The sequence below is a fragment of the Pseudomonas sp. DTU_2021_1001937_2_SI_NGA_ILE_001 genome, from assembly GCF_032463525.1.
Taxonomy (GTDB): Bacteria; Pseudomonadota; Gammaproteobacteria; order Pseudomonadales; family Pseudomonadaceae; genus Aquipseudomonas.
The window spans coordinates 981,148-1,001,899 of record NZ_CP135971.1 but is presented as its reverse complement, the minus strand read 5'-3'; the positions used below and the strand labels follow the sequence as shown (position 1 = coordinate 1,001,899).

The 20,752-nt window shown below is 67.8% G+C and carries 2 protein-coding genes (1 of these 2 cut by a window edge); both read left to right on the top strand.

The features are described from left to right. Nucleotides 1-7,787, top strand: the 3' end of a protein-coding gene (locus tag RRX38_RS04170; RefSeq protein WP_315961657.1) for a non-ribosomal peptide synthase/polyketide synthase. The gene continues 21,010 nt to the left of window position 1, outside the view; the window shows 7,787 of its 28,797 coding nt (coding positions 21,011-28,797); its start codon lies beyond the left edge, outside the window; the stop codon is at nucleotides 7,785-7,787. Continuing rightward, complete coding sequence (locus RRX38_RS04165; RefSeq protein WP_315961656.1) at nucleotides 7,784-20,752, top strand: non-ribosomal peptide synthetase; 12,969 nt, start codon at nucleotides 7,784-7,786, stop codon at nucleotides 20,750-20,752. Before RRX38_RS04170 ends, RRX38_RS04165 begins: the two co-directional genes overlap by 4 nt.

The window sequence follows — 20,752 nt, the reverse complement described above, 5'->3', positions numbered from 1 at the left end:
ACCCGGCCCTTGAACAGGCAGCGGATGCAGCGGCCTACGTGATGTACACCTCCGGCTCCACCGGCCAGCCGAAAGGCGTGGTGGTGCCGCATCGAGCGGTTGCCCGCCTGGTGCTGAACAACGGCTATGCCGAGTTCAACGCCCAGGACCGCGTGGCCTTCGCCGCCAACCCGGCCTTCGACGCCAGCACCCTGGAAGTCTGGGCGCCGCTGCTCAATGGCGGCGTCGTGGTAGTGGTGGAGCAGAATGTACTGCTGGACCGCGCCCGCTTTGCGGCACTGCTCGATGAGCAGGCGGTCAGCGTCCTGTGGATGACGGCGGGGCTGTTCCATCAATACGCGGCCAGCCTGTACGGCGCGTTCAGCCGCCTGCGCTACCTGATCGTCGGGGGTGACGTACTGGATCCGGCGGTGATCGCCGGGGTGCTCCAGCATGGCGCACCGCAGCATTTGCTCAATGGCTACGGCCCGACCGAAGCCACGACTTTCTCCAGCACCTACGAGATCCGCGAAGCCGGGCAGGGCAGCGTGCCGATTGGTCGGCCATTGGCCAATACCCAGCTGTATGTGCTCGATAACCAGCAGCAACTGACACCGCTGGGCGTGGCAGGTGAGCTGTACATCGGTGGTGATGGTCTGGCTGTGGAATATCTCAACCAGCCGGAGCTGACCGCCGAGCGCTTCATCCAGCACGCCGAACTGGGTCGCCTGTACCGTACCGGCGACCTGGTACGCTGGCTGGCGGACGGCAACCTGGAATACCTGGGGCGTAACGACAGCCAGATCAAGCTGCGTGGTTTCCGTATCGAGCTGGGCGAGATCGAAGCGTCCCTGGCCAAGTTCGACGGCATCGAGGCCAATGCCGTGCTGCTGCGCGAAGACAGCCCAGGTGATAAACGCCTGGTGGCCTACTTCACAGCAGCCAGCCCGCTGGCCATCGAAGCCTTACGCGATCATCTGCAGGGTGAGCTGCCGGAGTACATGGTGCCGAGCGCCTATGTGCAGCTGGACAGCCTGCCGCTCACCGCCAATGGCAAGCTGGACCGCAAGGCCCTTCCAGCGCCGGATGCCAGCGCGCTGCTGAGTCGCGCCTATGAAGCGCCGCAGACCGACACCGAACGCACCCTGGCCACGATCTGGCAGAACCTGCTGGGCGTGGCGCAAGTGGGGCGGCATGACAACTTCTTCGAGCTGGGCGGTCACTCGCTGCTGGCCGTAAGCCTTGTGGAACGCCTGCGTGAACAGGGCCTGAGTGCCGATGTACGTGTGCTGTTCAGCCAGCCGACGCTGGCAGCCCTGGCGGCCGCCGTCGGAGCAAGCACTGACATTAGCGTGCCTGAAAACTTGATTCCGCCAGGTTGCACACAGATCACCCCGGCGCTGCTGCCGCTGGTGGACCTGCAACAGGCCGAAATCGACCGCATCGTGGCGCAGATTCCGGGCGGCGCGGCGAATGTCCAGGACATCTACCCACTGGCACCGTTGCAGGAGGGCATCCTGTACCACCACCTCAGTGCCGAGCAGGGCGACCCCTATGTGCTGCAATCGCAGTACGCCTTCGCCAGCCAGGCTCACCTGCAGGCCTTCATCCAGGCCCTGCAGCAGGTGGTCGTGCGCCACGACATCCTGCGTACCAGCGTGCATTGGCAGGCGCTGAACAGTCCCGTGCAAGTGGTCTGCCGCGAAGCCCGGCTGGTACCGGAGTGGCTGACGCTGGATGCCGGTGCGGGTGATATCGCGGCCCAGTTGAGCCAGCGCTTCGACGCCGCTCATTACCGCCTTGACCTGACCCGCGCGCCACTGCTGCACCTGGCCTGCGCCGAAGATGCCGGCAACGGACGCTGGGTATTGAACCTGCTGTTCCACCACCTGGTGCTGGACCACACCGCCTTGGCGGTGGTGCAGGAAGAGATGCAGGCCCTACTGCTGGGCCAGGGCGACCGCCTGGCCACCGCGGCGCCGTACCGCAACTACGTGGCCCAGGCACGCCTGGGCGTGAGTGCCGAAGCCCACGAAGCGTTTTTCCGTGAGCAACTGGGGGACGTGAGCGAACCGACCCTGCCGTTCGGCGAGCACGACGTGCAGGGCGACGGCCAGGGTATCGAGGAAGTCAAGCAGCGGCTGCCCGAGGCGTTGAGCGCCGCCCTGCGTAATCAGGCACGCCAGTGCGGCGTCAGTGCCGCCAGCCTGCTGCACCTGGCCTGGGGCCGGGTGCTGGGCGTCACCAGCGGGCGCAGTGACGTGGTGTTCGGTACCGTGTTGCTGGGCCGCCTGCAAGGGGGTGCCGGCGCCGAGCGGGCACTGGGTATGTTCATCAACACCTTGCCGCTGCGCCTGAACCTCGAGGGGCTGAGCGTGGCGCAGGGTGTACGCCAGGCGCATGCCCAGCTCACCGCGCTGTTGGCCCACGAGCATGCCTCGCTGGCCCTGGCGCAGCGTTGCAGCGGTATCCAGGGCCAGGCGCCGCTGTTCAGCGCCTTGCTCAACTACCGCCACAGCGCGGCGGATGACAGCCTGCAAAGCGCCCAGGCCTGGGACGGCATGCAGGCCCTGAATGGACGCGAGCGCACCAACTATCCGCTGACCCTGAACGTCGATGATCTGGGCGAAGGCTTCGAAATCACTGCCCTGGCCACCAGCACAATCGGCGCACAGCGGGTCTGCGATTACCTGCAGACCGTGCTTGAAGCACTGGTCGCTGCGCTGCAGCAGGCTCCCGACAGCGCCCTTGAGCAGTTGAGCCCGCTGGCATCCGCCGAACGTCAGCGCCTGCTGGCCCTGGGCGGCGACACCCAACCCTGTGCCAAGACCCCGGCGGTACACCGCCAGTTCGAGGCTCAGGCGCTGGCCCGACCGCAGGCCATCGCGCTGCGCTACGAGGCGCAGTGCCTGACGTACGGCGAACTCAATGCTCAGGCCAACCAGGTTGCGCATTACCTGCTGGCCCAGGGCATCAGTGCCGACGACCGCGTGGCGCTGTGCCTGGGGCGCGGCCCGCAGCTGATCGTCGGCCTGCTGGGCGTGCTCAAGGCTGGTGCCGGCTACGTGCCGCTGGACCCGGATTACCCGGCTGAACGCCTGGCCTACCAGTTGCAGGATTGCGCGCCAAAAGCCGTACTGGTGCAGGGCGCGACGGTGGGTCTGCTCGACACTACGGCGCCACTGATCGATATGGATTCACTGGGCGATCAGCCGTTGAGTAACCCAGAGGTGCAAGTCGCGGCATCGAACCTGGCCTATGTGATCTACACCTCCGGCTCCACCGGTCTGCCGAAAGGCGTGCAGGTGGAACACGGCAATGTCAGCCGGCTGTTCAGCGCCACCCAGGTGCAGTTCAACTTCGACACCAGCGACGTGTGGACCTTGTTCCATTCGGTGGCCTTCGACTTCTCGGTGTGGGAAATCTGGGGCGCCCTGGCCCACGGTGGCGAGCTGGTCATCGTGCCGTACGCCGTCAGCCGCTCGCCACAGGACTTCTACGCACTGCTCTGCGCGCGGGGCGTCACAGTGCTGAACCAGACCCCGAGCGCCTTCCGTTCGTTGATCGCTGCACAAGCAAGCAGCGAGCAGTCGCATTCCTTGCGCCAGGTGATCTTCGGCGGCGAAGCGCTGGACACCACGCTGCTCAAGCCCTGGTACGTACAGGTACGTAACGCTGGTACGCAACTGGTGAACATGTACGGCATTACCGAGACCACGGTGCACGTGACCTACCGCGCCCTGACCCCGGCGGATGCCCAGCAACCAGGCGTCAGCCCGATCGGCCAGGCTTTGGCGGACCTGAGCATCTACGTGCTGGACGCCAATCGTGAGCCGCTACCGGAAGGGGTGATCGGCGAGCTGTATGTCGGTGGTGCCGGTGTGGCTCGGGGTTACCTGAACCGTCCCGAGCTGAACGCCGAGCGCTTCATTCAGCATCCGACCCTGGGCCGCCTGTACCGTACCGGTGACCTGGCGCGCTGGTCGCTGGACGGCGAGCTGCAGTACCTGGGCCGTAACGACGACCAGGTGAAGATCCGCGGTTTCCGGATCGAACTGGGCGAGATCGAAGCGCAGCTGCAAGCCTGCAGCGGTGTGAGCGAAGCGGTGGTCGTCGCCCGCGAGGACGTGCCTGGCAACAAGCGTCTGGTGGCCTATGTGATGGGCGAGGGCGTGTTGGACGCGGCCAGCCTGCGTGGCGAACTGCAAACCCGCCTGGCCGAGCACCTGCTGCCTGCCGCCTACGTGGTGATGCAGCAATGGCCGCTGACCGCCAACGGCAAGCTGGATCGCAAGGCGCTGCCAGCCCCGGATGCTTCGGCACTGGCCAGCCGCGCCTACGAGGCACCGCAAACCGACGCCGAACGTACCCTGGCACGGCTGTGGGCCGAGCTGCTGCAACTGGAGCAGGTGGGCCGTCACGATCACTTCTTCGAGCTGGGTGGTCACTCGCTGCTGGCGGTGAAACTCATCGAGCGCATGCGCCAGCAGGGCCTGAGCGCCGATGTACGGGTGTTGTTCAACCAGCCAACCCTCGCGGCCCTCGCGGCAGCGGTGGGCGGCGATCAGGCGCGGCAGGTGGAAGTGCCGCCCAACCTGATTCCTGCCGGCTGCACGCAGATCACCCCCGATCTGCTGCCGCTGATCGAGCTGGACCAGGCGAGCATCGACCACATCACCCAGGGCGTGCCGGGCGGCGCGGCCAACGTGCAGGACATCTACCCGCTGGCGCCGCTGCAGGAAGGCATTCTCTACCACCACCTGATTGCCGAGCAGGGCGACCCCTACCTGCAATATGCGTTGCTGGCCTTCGACAGCTTCGCGCGCCTGCAGCAGTTCGCCGGCGCCCTGCAACAGGTCATCGATCACCACGACATCCTGCGTACCGCCGTGCAGTGGGAGAACCTGGCGCAGCCGGTGCAAGTGGTCTGGCGCCAGGCACCGCTGCCCGTGGAGGCGGTGGAATTGCCCGACGCACCGGGTAGCGTCGCCGAACGCCTGTGCGCCGCGCTGGACCCGCGCCAGCATCGCCTGGACCTGCGTCAGGCACCGCTGATCCACATCGGCTATGCCGAAGATGCCGAAAACGGCCGCTGGCTGGGCGTGCTGCGCTTCCATCACCTGGTCGACGATGCCACTTCGCTGAGCCGCATGAGCGATGACATCCAGTCACTGCTGGCCGGCCAGGGGCGCCAGGCGCTGCCGAGTCAGGTGCCGTACCGCAACTACGTGGCCCAGGCACGCCTGGGGGTCAGCCACGCAGCGCACGAGGCGTTCTTCCGCGAGCAACTGGGCGACATCAGCGAGCCGACCCTGCCGTTCGGCCTGCACGATGTACAAGGCGACGGCAGCGATATCGAAGAAGTCCGCCAGCCGGTGCCTGCCGCCTTGGCCGAGGCGCTGCGTCAGCATGCCCGGCGTCTGGGCGTGAGCCTGGCGAGCCTGTATCACCTGGCCTGGGCACAGGTGCTGGGCGCGCTGACCGGGCAGAGCGAAGTGGTGTTCGGCACGGTACTCAGCGGTCGCCTGCAGGCCGGTGAAGGTTCCGACCGAGCCCTGGGCATGTTCATCAACACCTTGCCGCTGCGCGTCAGCCTGGGTGGCCACACGGCACTGCAAGGCGTGACCGCCACCCATGCACGACTCAGCGCCTTGCTGGCCCACGAACATGCTTCGCTGGTACTGGCCCAGCGCTGCAGCGGCGTGGCCGGCAACGTGCCGCTGTTCAGTGCCTTGATCAACTACCGTCACACGGATGGCAGCGCTGGCGAAACCGCCGGTTGGGAAGGCATCAGCCTGCTCGAAGGCCAGGAGCGCACCAACTATCCGCTGACCCTGTCGGTGGACGATGGCGGCAGCCAGTTCGCCTTCTCGGTCATGGCCCCGGCAGAAATCGGTGCGGCGCGCCTGTGCGGCTATGTCGAACAGACCCTGCGCGGCCTGGCCGAAGCACTGCATGCGGCGCCGAGCCCGGCGCTGAGCCAGCTGGGCATCGTGCCGGCCGCCGAGCGCGAGCGCCTGCTCTACGCGTTCAACGCCACCAGCGCCGACTATCCGCGCCAGGCCACCCTGCAGGACCTGTTCGAGGCCCAGGCGCAGCGCACGCCGAACCAGGTCGCGGTGAGCTTCGGCGAGCAGCAGTTGAGCTACGCCGAGCTGGAGCGCCAGGCCAACCGCCTGGCCCACCACCTGCAACCGCTGCTGGACGGGCGCAACGCCCCGGTGGCGCTGTGTGTGCCACGCGGGCTGCCGATGCTGGTCGGCCTGCTGGGCATCCTCAAGGCCGGCGGCTGCTACGTGCCGCTGGACCCGGCCTATCCGGCCGAGCGCCTGGACTACATGCTGCAGGACAGCGCGCCGGTGGCCTTGCTGACCCTTGACGGCACGGCCGGTCCGCTGGCCGCCGAGGGCATCCCGCTGATCGCCCTGGCCGACGACGCCACCTGGCAGCAGCAACCCGACACGCCGCCGGCCTGCGAACGCGCGCCGGAGCACCTGGCCTATGTGATCTACACCTCCGGCTCCACCGGCCAGCCCAAAGGGGTGATGGTCGAGCAGCGCGGCTTGGTCAACCTGCTCTGGGCCATGGCCGAGCTGACCGACCTGCAGGCCCACGACCGCCTGCTGGCGCTGACCACCCTGGGCTTCGACATCGCCGGCCTGGAGCTGTACCTGCCGCTGATCCGCGGTGCCTGCTGTGTGCTGCTGGCCCGTGAACAGGCGCAGGACGCCCAGCGCCTGGCCGAAGCCATCGAGCACAGCGCCGCGACGCTGATGCAGGCCACACCGGCGACCTGGCGCATGCTGTTGGACAGCGGCTGGGCCGGCGCGCCGGGGCTCAAGGCCTTGTGCGGTGGTGAAGCCCTGCCGAGCGAACTGGCGCGGCGCCTGCAACCGAAGGTGGCGGCGTTGTGGAACGTCTACGGGCCGACCGAAACGACCATCTGGTCGTCGGCCGGGGCGGTGCTCGACGGTGGGTTCGAGGGCGCCACGGTGAGCATCGGCCGCCCGCTGGCCAACACACGTTTCTATCTGCTCGACGAGCAGCAGCAACCGGTGCCGGAAGGCGGGGTGGGCGAGCTGTACATCGGTGGTGATGGCGTGGCGCGGGGTTACCTGAACCGCGCGGCGCTGAGTGCCGAACGCTTCCTGCACGACCCCTTCGTGCCGGGTGCACGGATGTACCGCACTGGCGACCTGGCGCGCTACCGCAGCGACGCCAGCCTGGAGTTCCTGGGGCGTAACGACTTCCAGGTGAAGATCCGTGGCCACCGTATCGAGCTGGGCGAGATCGAAGCCCGCCTGGCTGCCCTGGCCCAGGTGCGCCAGGCAGTGGTCGGCGCGCTGCCGGATGCCAGTGGCGAACTGCGCCTGGTGGCCTGGTTCACCACCGATGCCGGCATGCCGGAACCGGAAACCCTGCGTGCCCACCTGCTGGCCGAGTTGCCGGCCTGGATGGTGCCGAGCGCCTACGTGCATCTGCCGGCCTTGCCGCTGACGCCCAACGGCAAGCTCGACCGCAAGGCCTTGCCCGCACCGCAGGCCGGCGCCCTGGCGCAAAGCGAATATGAAGCGCCACAAGGTGAAGACGAATGCAGCATGGCCGCGCTGTGGGCCGCAGTGCTGAACGTGGAACGGGTAGGCCGCCACGACGACTTCTTTGCCCTGGGTGGCCATTCGCTGCTGGCGGTGAGCCTGATGGAAAAACTGCGCCAGGTCGGCCTTGAGGCCGACGTGAAGCTGCTGTTTGAACAACCGACGCTGGCGCAATACGTCGCGGCGCTGGAAAAGACGGAGATTGTGCTGTGAATGTGATCGACCTGATGGCTGTACTGGAAGACAAGGGCATCGAGCTGTCGGTGAACGAAGACCAACTGGTGGTGCGCGGGCGCAAGCAATCATTGGCCGAGCCCGCCACCCTGGCGTTGATCAAGGAGCACAAGCCGGCGCTGCTGCAGCACCTCAAGGGTGGCGACACCGGGTTGCAACCGGTGGGCATCCCGGAGGGCTGCGAGCGCCTCGCACCCGAGCATCTGCCGCATCTGGCGCTGACCCAGGAGCAGCTGGACCGCATTGCCGCCAGCGTGCCGGGCGGTGCCGCCAATGTGCAGGACATCTACCCACTGGCACCGTTGCAGGAAGGCATTCTGTACCACCACATCAGCGCTCGCCAGGGCGACCCCTACCTGTTGCAGTCGAGCTTCACCCTGGCCAGCCGGGCGCGCCTGGAGCAGTTCTGCGCAGCCCTGCAGGGGGTGATCGACCGCCACGACATCCTGCGTACCTCGCTGCACTGGCAGCAGCTCGAGGCGCCGTTGCAGGTGGTGTGGCGCCAGGCGCACCTGAAGATCACCGACATCAGCGCCGAACTCGACCCGCAACAGCCGCTGGCCAGCCAATGGCCCGCCAAGGTCGACCCGCGCCAGCACCGCCTGAACCTGAGCCAGGCCCCGTTGTTGCACCTGCTGGTCGGTGAAGACCGCACCGAACAGCGCTGGCAGGCCACGCTGCTGTTCCATCACCTGGCCATCGACCACGCCGCACTTGCGGTAGTGCAACAGGAGATGCAAGCCCTGCTGCTGGGCCAAGGGGCCAGCCTGCCACCGGCGTTGCCGTACCGCGCCTATGTAGAACAGGCACGGCGCGCCGGCTCGCAACAGGACCACGAAGCGTTCTTCACGCAAATGCTCGGCGAGGTCAGCGAGCCGACCCTGGCGTTCGGCCAATACGACGTGCTGGGCGATGGTCAGGATGTGCTGGAGGCGCATCACGACTTGCCGGCCGCCCTGTGCCAGCGCCTGCATCACCAGGCCCGCCAGCATGGCGTCAGCACCGCCAGCCTGTGCCACCTGGCCTGGGCGCGGCTGCTCGGTGCGCTGGCCGGGCGTGACGAGGCGGTGTTCGGCACCGTGCTGCTGGGCAGCCTGTCGCGCGCCCAGCGTGGCGGGCAACTGCTGGGCATGGTGATCAACACCCTGCCGATGCGCGTGGTGTTGCGCGAACAGAGCGTGGCCCAGGCGCTCAAGGCCACCCATGGCACCTTGATCGCGCTGATGAACCACGAGCAGGCGCCCCTGGCCCTGGCGCAACGCTGCAGCCAGGTCGCCGCTCCCACACCGCTGTTCAACAGCCTGTTCAATTACCGCCACTCCGCTGCCCCCGCCGTGGCCGAAGCGACTGCCGCGCAGGCCTGGCAGGGCATCACCACGTTGAGCGCCGAAGAGCGCACCAACTATCCGTTGCTGCTGTCGGTGGATGACTTCGGCCAATCGCTGCGCCTGACCGTGCAAGCGCTGCGCGGCATCGATGCCGCAGGCGTGGCAACTGCCATGGGCGGCGTGCTGGAACAGTTGGCCAAGACCCTGGAACTGGGCGGCCAGGCGGCATTGCTGGACCTTGAGGTGCTGCCCGCCGCGCAGCGTGCGCAACTGCTGGCACTCAACCCGGCAGCCAGCGACTACCCACGCGAGCAGAGCTTGCAGCGCCTGTTCGAAATTCAGGCGCAGACCCGCCCGGATGCCCGAGCCGTGATCGACGGCGAGGTTGAGCTGAACTACGCGCAGCTCAACAGCCGCGCCAACCAGTTGGCTCACCAGTTGCTCGGCCAGGGCGTGACAGCGGGGTCGAAGGTCGCCTTGCTGCTGCCGCGCTCGGCAGACCTGCTGGTCGCGCAACTGGCGGTGCTCAAGTGCGCTGCGGCCTATGTACCGCTGGACGTGCATGCGCCGGTGGAGCGCCAGGCGTTCATGCTGCAGGACTGCCAGGCGGTGTGCCTGCTCAGCCATAGCCGCGAGCCTGCTGCCCACGATCTGCCACGCCTGGACCTGGACCGCCTCGACCTGAGCGGCCAGGCCGCACACAACCCGGCCCTTGAACAGGCAGCGGATGCAGCGGCCTACGTGATGTACACCTCCGGCTCCACCGGTCAGCCGAAAGGCGTGGTGGTGCCGCATCGAGCGGTTGCCCGCCTGGTGCTGAACAACGGCTATGCCGAGTTCAACGCCCAGGACCGCGTGGCCTTCGCCGCCAACCCGGCCTTCGACGCCAGTACCCTGGAAGTCTGGGCACCGCTGCTCAATGGCGGCGCCGTGGTGGTGGTGGAGCAGAATGTGCTGCTGGACCGCGCCCGCTTTGCGGCCTTGCTCAACGAGCATGCGGTCAGCGTGCTGTGGATGACGGCGGGGCTGTTCCATCAATATGCGGCCAGCCTGTACGGCGCGTTCAGCCGCCTGCGCTACCTGATCGTCGGTGGTGACGTACTGGATCCGGCGGTGATCGCCGGGGTGCTCCAGCATGGCGCACCGCAGCATTTGCTCAACGGCTACGGTCCGACCGAAGCCACCACCTTCTCCAGCACTTATGAAATTCGCGAAGCCGGGCAGGGCAGCGTGCCGATTGGTCGGCCATTGGCCAATACCCAGCTGTACGTACTGGATGCCCAGCAGCAGCTGGCACCGCTGGGCGTGGCGGGTGAGCTGTACATCGGCGGTGATGGTCTGGCTGTGGGCTACCTGAACCAGCCGGAGCTGACCGCCGAACGTTTCATCCAGCACCCTGAGTTGGGCCGCCTGTATCGCACCGGCGACTTGGTGCGCTGGTTGCCGAACGGCAACCTGGAGTACCTGGGGCGTAACGACGACCAGGTGAAGATCCGTGGTTTCCGTATCGAGCTTGGCGAAATCGAAGCAGGTTTGACGGCATTCGACGGCATTCAGGATGCCGTGGTCCTGCTGCGTGAAGACACGCCCGGCGACAAGCGCCTGGTGGCCTATTTCAGCGCCATGCAGCCCGTGTCCATCGAGGCACTGCGTGAGCACCTTCAAGGCGAGCTGCCGGAATACATGGTGCCCAGTGCCTATGTGCAGCTGGACAGCCTGCCGCTGACCGCCAACGGCAAGCTGGACCGCAAGGCCCTGCCAGCCCCGGATGCCAGCGCGCTGCTGAGTCGCGCCTATGAAGCGCCGCAAACCGACACCGAACGCACCCTGGCGACGATCTGGCAGAACCTGCTGGGCGTGGAGCAGGTAGGGCGGCATGACAACTTCTTCGAGCTGGGCGGTCACTCGCTGCTGGCGGTGAGCCTGGTCGAGCGCATGCGTGAACAGGGCCTGAGCGCCGATGTGCGCGTGCTGTTCTGCCAGCCGAGCCTGGCCGCGCTGGCGGCTGCCGTAGGTGAGAGCACCGACATCAAGGTGCCGGACAACCTGATTCCCGCCGGCTGCACGCAGATCACCCCGGAACTGCTGCCGCTGGTGGACCTGCAACAGGCCGAGATCGACCGCATCACCGCGCAGGTGCCAGGCGGCGCGGCGAACATTCAGGACATCTACCCGCTGGCACCGCTGCAGGAGGGCATTCTTTACCACCACCTCAGCGCCGAAGGCCGTGACCCCTATGTGCTGCAGGCCACCTTCAAGGCCGCCGACGATCAGCGTTTCGGCGATTTCTGCCAGGCGCTGCAACGGGTGATCGACCGCCACGACATCCTGCGCACCGCCGTCTTCTGGAAGCAGCTGTCGCAGCCGCTGCAAGTGGTGTTGCGTCAGGCCACGCTGGTGGTCGAGCGCCGGGTGCTGGACGGTCCTGACGCCACCCTGGCCGAGCGACTGCAAGCGCAGGAGGGCGAGGGTGCCTATCGCTTCGACCTGAGCCAGCCGCCGTTGCTGCGCCTGTCCTGTGCACGCTGCCCGGGCAGTGGCGAGTGGGTGATGCTGTTGCTGTTCCATCACCTGATTCTCGACCACACGGCCCTTGAGGTGGTGCGCCAGGACATGCAGGCCGTACTGCTGGGCGAGGGCGAGCGTCTGCCACCCGCCATGCCGTACCGCAACTACGTGGCCCAGGCTCGGCTGGGCGCCGGGCAGGCCGCGCAGGAAGCCTTCTTCCGCGACATGCTCGGCGATATCGATGAGCCGACCCTGGCCTATGGGCACCCGGTGTCGAAGGTCGACGGCAGCGCCGAAGCGCGGCTGCCCCTCGACAGCGCCACCAGCCTGCGCTTGCGTGCCCAGGCCCGGCAACGCGGGGTCAGTGCCGCCAGCCTGATGCACCTGGCCTGGGGCCGGGTGCTGGCTGCACTGGCCGGTCGCGAGCAGGTGGTATTCGGCACGGTGCTAATGGGCCGCTTGCAGGCCGGCGAGGGCGCCGACCGTGCCCTGGGCATGTTCATCAATACCTTGCCACTGCGCCTGGCCATCGACGCCCGGCCACTGAGCGAGGCGCTGCGCGACACCCATGCCCGGCTGAGCGGGCTGCTGGCCCACGAGCACGCGTCACTGTCGCTGGCCCAGCGCTGCAGTGGTGTTGCCGCGCCGGCGCCGTTGTTCAACAGCCTGTTCAATTACCGCCATAGCGCTGTGGACCATTCGGCGAGCAGCGTCCAGGCCTGGCAAGGTATCGAGGCCCTGGCCAATCAGGAGCGCACCCACTATCCGCTGGCCGTTTCGGTGGATGACCTGGGCGAAGCCTTCAGTGTCACGGTACTGGCTGCGCAAGGTCTGGATGCAATAGCCATTGGCCAACGCCTGTGCGCCACGCTGGCGGCTCTGGCCGATGCGCTGGACCGCGAACCGCAGGCAGCGCTGTGCACGCTGCCGGTGGTCAATGCTGCCGAACGTCAGCAACTGCTGGAAGCGTTCAACGCCACTGCCCAGCCTTACCCCCGCGAAGCGACCCTGCAGGCGCTGTTCGAAAGCCAGGTGGCCGAACGGCCGCAGGCCACCGCAGCGAGCCATGGCGATGAGCGGCTCAGTTATGCCCAGCTCAACAGCCGGGCCAACCAGCTGGCGCACTGCCTGCGTGAACGGGGCGTGGTGGCCGGCAGCACGGTGGCGATCCTGCTGCCGCGCTCGCTCGACCTGCTGGTCGCGCAACTGGCCATCCTCAAGTGCGCAGCGGTGTACGTGCCGCTGGACATCCATGCGCCTGCCGAGCGCCAGAGCTTCATGCTCGGTGACAGCGGCGCGGCCTGGCTGCTCAGTTACAGCAGCCTGGAGGCGCCGGCTGCGCCGCGGCTGGATCTGGACACCCTGGAGCTGGCTGGCTACCCGCCGCACAACCCGCCTTGCACCAGCGCAGCGCTGGCACCGGCCTACATCATGTACACCTCCGGCTCCACCGGTACGCCCAAGGGCGTGATCGCGGTGCAGCGCGGTATCGTCAAGCTGGTGCGCAACAACGGCTACGCCGATTTCGACAGCCAGGACCGCATCGCCTTCGCCTCCAACCCGGCCTTCGACGCCAGCACCATGGAGGTCTGGGGCGCGCTGCTCAACGGCGGCCAGGTCGTGGTCATCGACCACCACCTGTTGCTCGACCCGCCGCGTCTGGCCGAGGCCCTGGCGCAGAATGAAGTGACGGTGCTGTTCGTCACCACGGCGGTGTTCAACCAGTACGTGGCGCTGATCGGCCCGGCCCTGGCCAAGCTGCGCGTGCTGCTGTGCGGCGGTGAGCGTGCCGACGCCCAGGTGTTCCGCGACCTGCTGGCGATTGCCCCGCAGCTGCGCCTGGTGCACTGCTACGGCCCCACCGAGACCACCACCTACGCGACCACCGAGTGGGTGACCGAAGTGCCCGCAGACCAGGACTTCGTGCCCATCGGCAAGCCGCTGGCCAACACGCAGGTGTACGTGCTCGACGAGCACCAGCAACTGCTGCCGCAGGGTTTGCCGGGGGAAATCTGCATCGGCGGCGACGGCATGGCCCAGGGTTACCTGAACCGCCCCGAGCTGGATGCGCGCAGTTTCATCCGTGACCCGTTCAGTGCCGAGCCGGGCGCACGGCTGTACCGTTCCGGCGATCTGGGCCGCTGGTCGGCCGACGGACGCCTGGAACACCTGGGGCGCAAGGATGGCCAGGTGAAAATCCGCGGTTTCCGCATCGAACCGGGTGAAATCGAGGCGCGCCTGCATGCCTGCCCCGGCTTGCACCAGGGCGCCGTGGTGGTGCGCGACGACGCGCCGGGCGGCAAGCTGCTGGTGGCCTATTACACCGCCGAGCAGGCGCTGGCCCCTGAAGCGGTGCGCAGCTGGTTGAGCGATGCACTGCCCGATTACATGGTGCCGGCGGTGTGCATGCGCCTGGAGCACTGGCCGCTCAATGGCAACGGCAAGCTTGACCGCAAGGTGCTGCCGGCGCCCGATCCCCAGGCTGTGGCCGGGCAGGCCTACCAGGCGCCGCAAGGTCCGCTGGAGGCGCAACTCGCCGAGCTGTGGCAGCAGGTGCTCAACGTGCCCAGGGTCGGTCGGCAAGACAACTTCTTCAGCCTGGGCGGCCATTCGCTGCTGGCCGTGACCCTCATTGAGCGTATGCGCCAGCAGGGTCTGAGTGCCGACGTCAAGGTGCTGTTCGGCCAGCCTACCGTGGCCGCGCTGGCCGCTGCGCTGGGCCAGGTACAGGAGCAGGCGATTCCGGCCAACCTGATTCCACCCGGCTGCACGCGGCTGACGCCGGCGATGCTGCCCATGGCGACCCTCGACCAGGCCAGCCTGGATGCCATCGTCGCGCAGGTGCCCGGCGGGGCCGCCAACGTGCAGGACATCTATGCACTGGCGCCGCTGCAAGAGGGCCTGCTCTACCACCACGCAGCCGCCACCGAGGGTGACCCGTTCATTCTGCAGTCGTTGTTCAGCGTCGACAGCCAGGCACGCCTGGAGCAGGTAACACGGGCCTTGCAGGCGGTAATCGAACGCCATGACGCGTTACGCACTGCGGTGTTCTGGCAAGGGCTGGAACGCCCGGTGCAGGTGGTGCTGCGCCAGGCGCGGCTGCGCTGCGAGGTGATCGAACTGCCGACCGGCGAGGGCGATGCCGTGGCGCGCATGCACCAGCGCCACGACGCCAGCCGCTACCGCATGGACCTGCGCCATGCGCCGCTGCTGGAACTGCACGCCGCCTGGGATAGCGCCATGCAGCGTTTCGTGGTGGCCCTGGTGTTCCATCACCTGATCCTCGACCACGTGGCCTTCGACGTGGTCATCGAGGAAATGCAGCGCCTGATGCTGGAGCCGACCGCCCAGCTGCCCATGCCGGTGCCGTACCGGCACTACATCGCCCAGGTGTGCCAGGGTGCTACGCCCGAGCAGGACGAGCGGTTCTTCAAGGACCTGCTGCAGGACGTCCGCGAACCGACCCTGCCGTTTGGCTTGGACACTGCCGTGGGCACGCCGCAAGAGGTGCAGCACGCCTGCGAACCGGCGCTGGCCGAACGGGCCCGGCAGTTGACCCAGTGCCTGGGCGTCAGCGCCGCCAGCCTCTGGCACCTGGCCTGGGGCGTGCTGGTCGGCCACCTGGCCGGGCGTCAGGATGTGGTGTTCGGCACCGTGCTGATGGGCCGCCTGCGTGGTGGCGAAGGCGCCGACCGCGCCGTGGGGATGTTCATCAACACCTTGCCCCTGCGCCTGGACACCGGCAGCGCCAGCGTTGCCGACGGCTTGCAGCAGGCGCATCGCCGACTCAGTGAATTGCTCGCCCACGAGCAGGCACCGCTGGCCCTGGCCCAGCGCTGCAGCGGCGTGGCCGCGCCGGCGCCGCTGTTCGGCGCCTTGCTCAACTATCGCCACAGCCCGGTGGACGACTCGGAGCAGGCGTATGTGGCCTGGCAGGGCATCACCGGCCTGCAGGCTCATGAACGCACCTCGTATCCGTTGTCGCTGGCGGTGGACGACCTGGGCAGCCGCGGCTTCAAGGTCACGGTACAGGCCACCGGCGGGGTGGATGCGCTACGCATCCAGCAGTACCTGATGTGCACCCTGCAAAGCCTGATCGACGCGTTGCAAGAGCAGCCGCAACTGGCCCTGCAGCAGGTTCAGGTACTGCCTGGCGCGGCGCGTCAGCGCCTGCTCTACGAATTCAACGCCACCGCCGCCGACTACCCGCGCCAGGCCACCCTGCAGGACCTGTTCGAGGCCCAGGCGCAGCGCACGCCGAACCAGGTCGCGGTGAGCTTCGGCGAGCAGCAGTTGAGCTACGCCGAGCTGGAGCGCCAGGCCAACCGCCTGGCCCACCACCTGCAACCGCTGCTGGACGGGCGCAACGCCCCGGTGGCGCTGTGCGTGTCGCGCGGGCTGCCGATGCTGGTCGGCCTGCTGGGCATCCTCAAGGCCGGCGGCTGCTACGTGCCACTGGACCCGGCCTATCCGGCCGAGCGCCTGGACTACATGCTGCAGGACAGCGCGCCGGTGGCGCTGCTGACCCTGGACGGCACGGCCGGTCCGCTGGCCGCCGAGGGCATCCCGCTGATCGCCCTGGCCGACGACGCCACCTGGCAGCAGCAACCCGACACGCCGCCGGCCTGCGAACGCGCGCCGGAGCACCTGGCCTATGTGATCTACACCTCCGGCTCCACCGGCCAGCCCAAAGGGGTGATGGTCGAGCAGCGCGGCTTGGTCAACCTGCTCTGGGCCATGGCCGAGCTGACCGACCTGCAGGCCCACGACCGCCTGCTGGCGCTGACCACCCTGGGCTTCGACATCGCCGGCCTGGAGCTGTACCTGCCGCTGATCCGCGGTGCCTGCTGTGTGCTGCTGGCCCGTGAACAGGCGCAGGACGCCCAGCGCCTGGCCGAAGCCATCGAGCACAGCGCCGCGACGCTGATGCAGGCCACACCGGCGACCTGGCGCATGCTGTTGGACAGCGGCTGGGCCGGCGCGCCGGGGCTCAAGGCCTTGTGCGGTGGTGAAGCCCTGCCGAGCGAACTGGCGCGGCGCCTGCAACCGAAGGTGGCGGCGTTGTGGAACGTCTACGGGCCGACCGAAACGACCATCTGGTCGTCGGCCGGGGCGGTGCTCGACGGTGGGTTCGAGGGCGCCACGGTGAGCATCGGCCGCCCGCTGGCCAACACACGTTTCTATCTGCTCGACGAGCAGCAGCAACCGGTGCCGGAAGGCGGGGTGGGCGAGCTGTACATCGGTGGTGATGGCGTGGCGCGGGGTTACCTGAACCGCGCGGCGCTGAGTGCCGAACGCTTCCTGAACGATCCGTTCGTAGCGGGCGCACGGATGTACCGCACCGGCGACCTGGCGCGCTACCGCAGCGACGCCAGCCTGGAGTTCCTGGGGCGTAACGACTTCCAGGTGAAGATCCGTGGCCACCGTATCGAGCTGGGTGAAGTGGAAGCCCAGCTGGCCGGCCTGCCAGACGTGCGCCAGGCGGTGACCGGTGCACGGCCCGATGCGGCCGGCGACTTGCAACTGGTGGCCTGGTACACCGGCCAGCCGCTGGCCGAGGCCAGCCTGCGCGATGCGCTGAGCCGGGTGCTGCCAGCCTTCATGCTGCCGACGCGCTTCATGCATCTGGACCGCCTGCCGCTGACGCCCAACGGCAAGCTCGACCGCAACGCCTTGCCGCTGCCCGAGGTGGACGCGGTGGCCGACTACGTGGCCCCGCAGGGTGAACTGGAAACCCGCCTGGCCGCCTTGTGGGCCTCATTGCTGCAAGTGCCGCAGGTCGGCCGCGAACATGACTTCTTCGCCCTGGGTGGCCACTCGCTGCTGGCCATGCGCTTGCTGGCCCGGGTGCGCGAGCAGCTGGGTCAGGAGCTGAGCCTGCGTGCGCTGTTCGAGCAGCCCACGCTCAAGGCCATGGCCCGCCAGCTGGCGCCGCTGCATGGCGTGGCGACGCCGGTGATCATGCCCAGCGGGCATCAGGGTGACGCACCACTCACCTTCGCCCAGCAGCGCCTGCTGTTCCTGGCGCGCCTGGAAGGGGCCAGTGCGGCTTACCACTTGCCGGTCGCGCTGCACCTGGAGGGCGTGCTGGACGTTCCGGCGCTGGAGCGTGCGCTGCAGCGCATCGTCGAGCGCCATGAAGTGTTGCGCACGGTGTTCAACGAACAGGGCCGGCAGCGCATCGTGCCGGCACCGGGCGGCTTTGCGCTGCAGCAGCTCGACTGGAGCGAGCGCACCGACAGCCAGGCGACGCTGGCCGCGCTGGGCGAGGAATACGCCTGCGCGCCCTTCGACCTGGCCCGCGGGCCGCTGCTGCGCGCCTGCCTGGTGCGCCTGCAAGCGCGTCAGCACGTGCTGCTGGTCACCTTGCACCACCTGATTGCCGACGGGGTGTCGTTGGGCATCCTGACCCAGGAGCTGAGCGCCCTGTACCAGGCGTTCATACAGGGCCAGGCCGATCCGCTGCCAGCGTTGCCGGTGCAGTATGCCGACTACGCCACCTGGCAACAGCGCCTGTTGGAAAGCGACGCCTGGCAGACCCAGGTGCAGTGGTGGGAAGAGACCCTGAGCCAGGCGCCCACGCTGCTCAGCCTGCCCACCGACCTGCCGCGCCCGGCCACCCAGTGCTACGCCGGGGCGCGTCTGCCGGTGTGCCTGGACGCCGCGCTGACCGCGCAGCTCAAAGCCTTCAGCCAGCGCCACGGCGCCACCCTGTACATGACCGTGCTGGCCGCCTGGGCCGTGGTGCTGGGGCGCCTGGCCGACCAGCGCCAGGTGGTGATCGGTTCACCGGTCGCCAACCGTGCCAGCGAACAGGTCGAGGGGCTGATAGGGTTGTTTGCCAACACCCTGGCGCTGCCCGTCACGCTGGAAGAGGGCGTCGACAGCGTGACCCTGCTGCACCAGGTGCGTGCCCTGAGCCTTGAGGCACAGGCGCGCCAGGCCGTGCCGTTCGAGCATGTGGTGGAACGCGTCAAACCGCTGCGCAGCCTGGCCTACAGCCCGCTGTTCCAAGTCATGCTGGCCTGGCAGAACCAGGTGTCTGGCGAACTGGCGCTGGGTGATTTGAGCCTGAGCAGCCTGCCGGCCCCCACCGGCACGGCCAAGTTCGACCTGACCCTTGAACTGGGCGAGTTCGACGGTTGCCTGCAGGGCAGCCTGGAATACGCCACGGCGTTGTTCCTGCCGGCCACTGCCGAGCGGCATCGGGATTACCTGGAGCGCGTCCTGCGCGCCATGGTCGCCGAACCGGAGCGCGCGCTGGACAGCGTGGCGCTGCCGGGCAATGCCGAGCTGCAGCGGCTGGCCAGTTTCAACGCCACGGCCATGCCCTGGCCGCAGGAGCAGACCATCCATGGCCTGTTCGAGGCACAGGCGGCGCGTACGCCAGCGGCCCAGGCCGTGGCGCATGGCGGTCTGGTGCTGACCTATGCGCAGCTCAACGACCGCGCCAACCGCCTGGCACGGCAACTGATCGCCCAGGGCGTGGTGGCGGATGCCCGGGTGGGCATCTGCCTGCAACGTGGCGCGCCGATGCTGGTGGCGATGCTCGCCGTGCTCAAGGCTGGCGGCGCCTATGTGCCGCTGGACCCGAATTACCCGAGCGAGCGCATTGCCTACATGCTGCAAGACAGCGCGCCAGCCGCAGTGATTGGTCAGGACGCGACCCTCGGGCTGCTCGGCGACCGATCGGTGGTAAACCTGGATGCCTTTGACTGGACGGCAGGTGATGATCAGGGCAACCCGCTGGTGCCGGGCCTGACCTCGTCGAACCTGGCCTACCTGATCTACACCTCCGGCTCCACCGGCTTACCGAAGGGGGTGATGATCGAGCACCGCAACACGGTCAACTTCCTCACCTGGGCGCAGCAAGCGTTCGAAGCCGAAGTGCTGCAGAACACGCTGTTCTCCACTTCGCTGAACTTCGACCTGGCGGTGTATGAGTGCTTTGCGCCTTTGACCACCGGTGGCTGTGTGCATGTGGTCGAGAACGCCTTGGCCGCTCGCGAAGCGAATGTCAGCCTGATCAACACCGTACCGTCGGCGCTGAAAGCCCTGCTGGAATCCGGCGGCCTGAACGAAGGCGTGCACACGGTGAACGTCGCCGGTGAAGCGCTGAAGGGCGCGCTGGTCGAGAAACTCTTCGCCGAGACCTCGGTGCAGCGGCTGTGCAACCTTTATGGCCCATCGGAAACCACCACCTATTCCAGCTGGGTGGCCATGGAGCGCGCCAATGGCTTTGCCGCGCACATCGGCAAGCCGGTGGGCAATACCCAGTTCTATCTGCTCGACGCGCATCGTCAGCCGGTGCCGCTGGGTGTGGCCGGTGAGCTGTACATTGGCGGTGCCGGTGTGGCGCGGGGTTATCTGAACCGCGACGAGCTGACCGCCGAGCGTTTCCTGGCGGATCCGTTCAGCAGCGAACCGGGTGCACGCCTGTACCGCACCGGCGACCTGGCGCGCTGGTTGCCGGACGGCAACCTGGAATACCTGGGGCGTAACGATGACCAGGTGAAGATCCGTGGTTTCCGTATCGAACTGGGCGAAATCGAGGCGCGGCTCGCACAGTACCCTGGCGTGTCGGATGTGGCGGTGATGGCTCGTGAGGATGCGCCAGGCGACCTGCGCCTGGTCGCCTATCTGCGCGCCGAGCAGCCGCTGCAGCCAGAAGCACTGCGTGCGTATCTGCACGGGCAGCTGCCGCAGTACATGCTGCCTGCGGCCTATGTACAGCTGGCCAGCCTGCCGTTGACGCCCAACGGCAAGCTCGACCGCAAGGCCTTGCCCGTCCCGGACGCCACGGCTTACCCAAGCCGCGACTACGAGGCGCCGCAACCGGGAACCGAGGCCCTGCTGGCGGAGCTGTGGAAAGAGCTGCTGAACCTGGAACAGGTCGGCCGCCATGACCACTTCTTCGAACTGGGCGGGCATTCGCTGCTGGCGGTGACGCTGGTCGAACGGCTTGAACGCCAGGGGCTGGAGGTGGATATCCAGGTGTTGTTCGGGCAGTCCACCCTGGCCGCACTGGCGGCGGCCACGCGGCCCAGCCAGGCCTTGCAGGTGCCACCGTCGCGGATCCCCAGCCTGCAACGCAAGCGCCGTATCTGA